This is a genomic window from Moorena sp. SIO4E2, assembly GCF_010671945.1.
GTDB classification, from domain to species: domain Bacteria; phylum Cyanobacteriota; class Cyanobacteriia; order Cyanobacteriales; family Coleofasciculaceae; genus Moorena; species Moorena producens.
The window spans coordinates 1-5,970 of record NZ_JAAHIE010000458.1; the positions used below are offsets into that span (position 1 = coordinate 1).

Sequence of the window (5,970 nt, forward strand, 5' to 3'; positions counted from 1 at the left end):
TTTAGAATTTAGAATTTAGAATTTAGAATTTAGAATTTAGAATTTAGAATTTAGAATTTAGAATTTAGAATTTAGAATTTAGAATTTAGAATTTAGAATTTAGAATTTAGAATTTAGAATTTAGAATCCAAGATTCAACCTTTAACCTTCAACCTGCTAACCTGCAACCTTGGCCAAAAGGCCACGCTACGCGAACAACTTTCAACCTTGCAATTAACTAATCTTTAATACCTTACTATTAAAATTTGAACTGAGCCCCTGCTTGGACTCTAGCATCAAATCCTTCTTCACCGGTACCTAGTTTAGCATCTATAACAATACCATTATTTGAATGGTACCTCAAGATGCCGCCATAGTTAAAGTCTGACACTCGACTTTCAAGCCCCACAGAGGAAAAATAAGTATTTTTTTTATCCGGATAAAAATAGAGGAATAGGGAACAGGGAACAGCGGATCTGGGAACAGGGAGTAGGGCGTGGCGGAATATGGGGTAGACAGAGAATTTATTGGCACTTTCTGGATTTCTCTCGACTCAATCAGTAGCTAATCTATGCAATAGCAAGATGTGGTAAGGGTATGGCGATTAACCCCATCGGTGTCAATTGTTCCGATGCCAGCACCCTAGCTGAGGATCAGGGTCACGAAGCATCTCAATAATAATCTCAATGACCTTTATTCCTGGAGAGCTAGTCTGTGAGTGATCGTAACGATTTAATTGAAATTTATGGTGCTCAGAATCCCGATCGCCGTGGGGATGTCATTTTTGTCCATGGACTCGGGGGTGATGCGCTAAGTACTTGGCACCCGCAAGAACGGCGAGATGATGATAATTTTTGGCCTGCTTGGCTGGGGCAAGATTTATCAGATGTGGGAATTTGGTCTCTGGCTTATGAGGTACAACCGTTTAGATGGAAGGGTAATTCTATGCCTCTGGTAGACCGGGCGACTAATAGTTTAGATCTACTGGATAGTTATGAGATAGGCGATCGCCCAATAATTTTCGTTACTCACAGTATGGGGGGACTGCTGGTTAAACAGATGCTGCGCAGTGCTAGGGACTTTGGCAAATGGGAAGCGATCGCATCTGGGACGAGGGGAATTGTTTTCCTGTCTACCCCTCATTCTGGTTCGGTCTTTGGGCGCTTTCCTAGGCCGGGTTCCCCGGCCTAGGAAAGCGCCTTCGGGTCGCACCTCAAATACATTAAATCCTGACACAGCATTATAACCTGTGTCAGGTATAATACTTGTATGCTAACAATGACCTACGAATACAAGCTAGAACCAAATACCGAACAGATTGCTACTATCGAGCAAACGCTAGATATATGTCGATCGGTTTGGAACTTCGCCCTTAGACAGCGTAAAGATTGGTGTGCATCTCGTAAGTCGTCTATAAATGCTTGTTCGATTCATTATGAATACATCATTCCTGCTAACGAACCATTTCCTAACTACCATTTGCAAGCCAAACAGTTAACCGAAGCTAAGAAAGTCTATCCTCAACTCAAATTAGTTCACTCTCAAGTTCTACAGCAAACATTAAGAACCTTAGATAGAGCTTGGGATGATATGAAGGCTAGGGGTTTTGGTTTCCCACGGTTTAAAAATAAGTATCGGATGCGTTCTTTTGTTTTTCCACAGTTAGGGAAAAACCCGATCAGAAATGATGCTATTAAGATTCCCAAACTGGGATGGGTGAAATGGCGACAATCTAGACCTATTCCCTTTGGGTTTGAAGTCAAACAAGCAAGAGTAGTTAAAAAGGCATCTGGTTACTTTGTGATGCTATCACTTAAACTAAATGTTGACGTTCCTAATCCCATGCCTCACGGTCATCCGCGAGGTGTGGATTTGGGCTTTGACAAGTTTGTTGCTACCAGTGATGGCGAAGAGATTAAGCGACCTAGATTTCTGAAAACCCTACAACGTAAGCTGAAATTGCTACAACGTAGGCTAAAGAACAAACAAAAAGGCTCGAATAATCGGCACAAGTTAAACCAGAAAATAGCTAGACTACATCAGCAAATATCTGAGACTCGTAAAGATTGGCATTTTAAGCTGGCTCATCATTTGTGTGATGGTGCTGGCATGATATTTTTAGAAGATATCAACTTTGTCTCATGGCAAAGAGGGATGCTTTCAAAACACAGTGTCGATGCTGGATTCGGTCAGTTTGTAAATATATTAAAGTGGGTCTGTTTTCGTCGTGGCGTATATTTTGCCAAAGTCAATAAGGATGGGACTTCTCAGATTTGTCCTAACTGTGGCGCACATACAGGAAAGAAAACTCTAGATATTCGTTTTCAGCATTGCTTTGATTGTGGATATACAACTACACGGGATGTAGCAGCTAGCCAAGAAATTAGGAATCGTGGAGTAAGTGCGCTAGGGCATAGCGTGCTAGAAAATGTCTGTGGATTGGAAGCGACGGGGAGTATTGGTCACGATACTCTAGTTGGCACGAGACGAAGCAGAAAACCTAATTCGCGAGAGTTAGGAATCCCCCACTAAGACATCGAGCATAGCAAGATGGCGCTATGTGGGGGGAGGATGTCAAACAAACCTTTCCAGGGTCTAGGTTGGTTTTACCAAGGTCAAGGGGCTTATAACCAGGCATTACCCTGGTTAGAGCGATTCTTAAATCTCACCAAAAAAGGGGGTTCGGGGGATTATCCCCCGCAGCTAACCGTTCGCGCAGCGTGACCGAATGGTCAAGGGTTCAACACTCTTGAGGTTAGCTAACAAACTTTCCGGAATAGCCAGTATCTTGTTGTAGAATAAACATAACTGAAATGAGCAAAGGCACTCTTTTTACTTCGGAGAAACGGCCATGCCAGTAGGTTAGTATCGGCGAGTGATACGCTTGCTCAAAGTATTGGGGCTGTCCGGGAGATGTTGAAAAAACTCCTAGGTCAACAACACCCATCTGTTGCCAAATCTCTCAACAATCTGGCATTACTCTACTCTAAGCAGTACAAAAAAATAGCAATTAAAGTAGGGTGGGCAAAGTAATCTAATCTATCAATACTCACGCATAGCCAAACTGTTTTTGCCCACCCTACAAGCTAAAAAATCTAGCCTAGAGCAAGTTAATTTTTATGCTAGACTATAGAGATTTAATCACTAGGATTGCAGTCATTTTTTTATGATGACAAAAGTAGAAAAGATTCAAGCTGAAATTGAGGCTCTCTCTAAGGAAGATTTCGTGCGCTTGAGAGAGTGGTTTGCTGAAAAAGACTGGTTACTCTGGGATAAACAGCTTGAAGCTGATATCGCCGATGGGAAGTTAGACTTCTTACTTGAGGAGGCAATGACAGCTAAATCCGAAGGAAAATTACAGGATTTGTAAGCGGTAAATTTTAGTGGCTTGAATCCCTGGTTCAGATCCCCCTAAATCCCCCGAGCGAGGGATTGCTCGCTCGGGGGACTTTTGAATCTAATTCCCCCCTTTTTTAAGGGGGGTTAGGGGGGATCAAAGACTTGTGTGTACAAAAAAATAGCAATTAAAGTAGGGTGGGCAAAGTAATCTAATCTAGAATAATCAAAAGAACCAAAATGTTTTTGCCCACCCTACAAGCTGATAGCTGATAGCTGTCAGCCGTCAGCCATAGTAAAAAAAAATACCAATTAAAGTAGGGTGGGCAAAGTAATCTAATCTAGAATAATCAAAAGAACCAAAATGTTTTTGCCCACCCTACAAGCTGATAGCTGAATGCTCCCGATTCCCGATTCCCGATTCCCGATTCCCGATTCCCGATTCCCTACTCCCTTATCAAATCATCGTAACCGTCCCGAACGCAAAATACTGACAATCAGCCACAATCCTAAAAAACTAGCAGCAGCAAACAGGATATTAGTAACCACTAACATCTGGGGAGTTTGGCTTCCTGAGGCCACAATTGCTGCACCGATAATCAGGGAACCGACTACAATACTGAAGGAAAGTCGATTAGCGGAATCATCGATACTGTAACGTAGTTTGTCTAGCTCTGGGACGGTAATATTCCACTTCAGGGTTTCGGAACTAACCCGGTTTAAAAATAATTCGATTTGAGAAGGCGATCGCAATGACAGGCTTTTGAGATCTAAAATAGTTCTCAGAAGGGTTTGTAAGGGATCATCTCCCAGGAGTTGACGCCGAAACACTTCCGTAATCAGGGGTTTGATTTGGTCGAGCAGGTTAATGTCAGGATAAAATCCACGGGTAACCCCTTCCAAGTTAGCTAGGGTTTTGGCATATAAACCCATATTACCGGGTAAGCGGATTTTATTATTGCGCGAGACTTGCAGTATCTCATAAAACACTTCACTAAAGTTGATTTTGGAGAGGCTTCGGTTGTAATACTTGCGCAGCATGCGGTCATAGTCATTTTCCAGGCCAGATAAATTGACCGACTCACCGGCTTCAGATAGTTGTAGGGTTAACTGAGCACATCGCTTGCCATCTAAATCTACAATTGCTAGGAGCATCTCCGTCAAAATCTGTTGGCTGCGGGGGTCTAAGCGTCCAATCATGCCACAGTCTAATAAAGCGACACGACCATCCCTCAGATAAAATATGTTTCCGGGATGGGGGTCAGCATGGAAGAAGCCATCAATGTAAACCTGCTGGAAAAAAGCCCGAAATAACAGGGTGGTAATTTCCCGTCGCTGGGTCTGGGGATCTTTGCCCTCTTGAGTTTGTGATAATTGCGCCGATAGCAGAGGTGCCCCTTCCAGCCACTCAATGGTAAGTAGCTTTTGGCTGGTCAAATCCCAGTAAATCTTTGGTATCACTAATTGCTGGGAATCGAACCAGCGGCTATTGGATAGATTACTGCGGAGTTTATCGGTATAGTTAGCTTCTTGGGTAAAATCCAGTTCTGCTTCTAGGGCAGTAACAAATTCATCTGCTATGACAACGATATCGTAAGTCTTACCAAATTCCGTCAGAGAGACTAACTCCGCTAAGCCCCGAATGATAGCAATATCTTGGGCAACTATCTGGTCAATCCCAGGACGTTGCACTTTCAGAGCCACCTCTTGACCATTTTTGAGGGTAGCCCGATGGACTTGACCAATGGAACCAGCAGCAATGGCTTGGGGATTGATGGTAGTAAAGGTTTCTGAGATTGGCTTGGCTAGTTCTTGCTGTAGCAGGCTTTCGATTTCACTCCAGGCTACTGCTGGTACATTGGCTTGCAAGTCAGTCAGGACTTCAACATAGGCTCCTGGTAATAGGTCGGGACGGGTAGACAGCAGTTGTCCTAACTTAACGTACACCGGACCTAAATCGATTAAAATGTTGCGAAGGACAGCAGGAGTGGGGAGTTGAGGTTCGTCATTATTTTTGTTGCCCGTTAGGAGTCCTCGCATGTAATCCCAACCGTTTCGGAAGACAACTTCTAGGATTTCTCGCTGGCGGGTACTGGTTTGAGTTAGGGAAAACATTGGCTGAGGGTGGTTGAGTGATTTGGTTATATCCTAGACTTCGCGGCAAAGTGGGGAATCGGGAATCGGGAATCGGGAATCGGGAATCGGGAATCGGGAATCGGGAGCAGGGGACAGTAGACAAAAATTGAAGCTGGATCGCAAAAAAAAATTTTCTGATCTACTTGCAAATCCAGACTAGATTTGTTAGCCTTAATAAGGCGTCAAAAAAAGCAAGCCGGGATAGCTCAGCTGGTAGAGCAGAGGACTGAAAATCCTCGTGTCGGCGGTTCAAGTCCGCCTCCTGGCATACAATATGAAACCACTTGGGAGCAAGCCTTTTATTGTTGATACATCAATTTAGTGTCTTGCTTTAGGCTGAAACAAACCAGATAATGCTAAAGATTTTTAGCAGAAATCACCTCATTTAGCAGGACGTACCACACGAATTAGTTTGCCTTGTAAAGTTTCCTCTGCTTTTACAGCTTCATCTATCCGTTCTGCAAACTGTTCCCAATTACGATTATTGGTACAAACAACAATGCCGAAATGGTCAGAGTT

At 43.4% G+C, this 5,970-nt stretch carries 7 protein-coding genes and 1 tRNA gene; 5 read left to right on the plus strand and 3 right to left on the minus strand.

Annotated elements, in window-relative coordinates:
- Positions 1–693 precede the first annotated feature (693 nt).
- From F6K37_RS30370 to F6K37_RS30385, 4 genes are all read left to right on the plus strand, one after another.
- Positions 694–1,170: an esterase/lipase family protein gene (locus F6K37_RS30370; RefSeq protein ID WP_287254230.1), complete on the plus strand. Its 477-nt coding sequence runs from the start codon at positions 694–696 to the stop codon at positions 1,168–1,170.
- A 78-nt stretch (positions 1,171–1,248) separates the two neighbouring features.
- Positions 1,249–2,511 carry an RNA-guided endonuclease InsQ/TnpB family protein gene (locus F6K37_RS30375; protein WP_008181511.1) on the plus strand — a complete coding sequence of 421 codons (1,263 nt, stop codon included), beginning with the start codon at positions 1,249–1,251 and terminating at the stop codon, positions 2,509–2,511.
- A gap of 39 nt (positions 2,512–2,550) precedes the next feature.
- Positions 2,551–2,703, plus strand: a complete 153-nt coding sequence (locus F6K37_RS30380; RefSeq protein WP_287254232.1) for a hypothetical protein — start codon at positions 2,551–2,553, stop codon at positions 2,701–2,703.
- Between the two features lie 442 nt (positions 2,704–3,145).
- The gene (locus F6K37_RS30385; RefSeq protein ID WP_229414381.1) at positions 3,146–3,349 is read left to right on the plus strand and encodes a hypothetical protein; all 204 of its coding nucleotides are present in this window, start codon (positions 3,146–3,148) and stop codon (positions 3,347–3,349) included.
- Positions 3,350–3,777: 428 nt separating this feature from the next.
- On the opposite strand, the gene F6K37_RS30390 is transcribed toward F6K37_RS30385, so the two are convergent.
- Positions 3,778–5,430, minus strand: coding sequence for an ABC1 kinase family protein (locus F6K37_RS30390; protein ID WP_287254234.1), 1,653 nt, complete (start codon positions 5,428–5,430; stop codon positions 3,778–3,780).
- A gap of 26 nt (positions 5,431–5,456) precedes the next feature.
- Positions 5,457–5,600 carry a hypothetical protein gene (locus tag F6K37_RS30395; RefSeq protein WP_287254236.1) on the minus strand — a complete coding sequence of 48 codons (144 nt, stop codon included), beginning with the start codon at positions 5,598–5,600 and terminating at the stop codon, positions 5,457–5,459.
- Positions 5,601–5,646: 46 nt separating this feature from the next.
- Here F6K37_RS30395 and F6K37_RS30400 point away from each other — a divergent pair.
- Positions 5,647–5,719 (plus strand) — tRNA-Phe (locus F6K37_RS30400).
- Between the two features lie 113 nt (positions 5,720–5,832).
- Here the strand turns inward: F6K37_RS30400 and F6K37_RS44910 are convergent.
- Positions 5,833–5,970: DUF5615 family PIN-like protein (locus tag F6K37_RS44910; protein ID WP_353838666.1), on the minus strand; the 138-nt coding region annotated here is incomplete at its 5' end.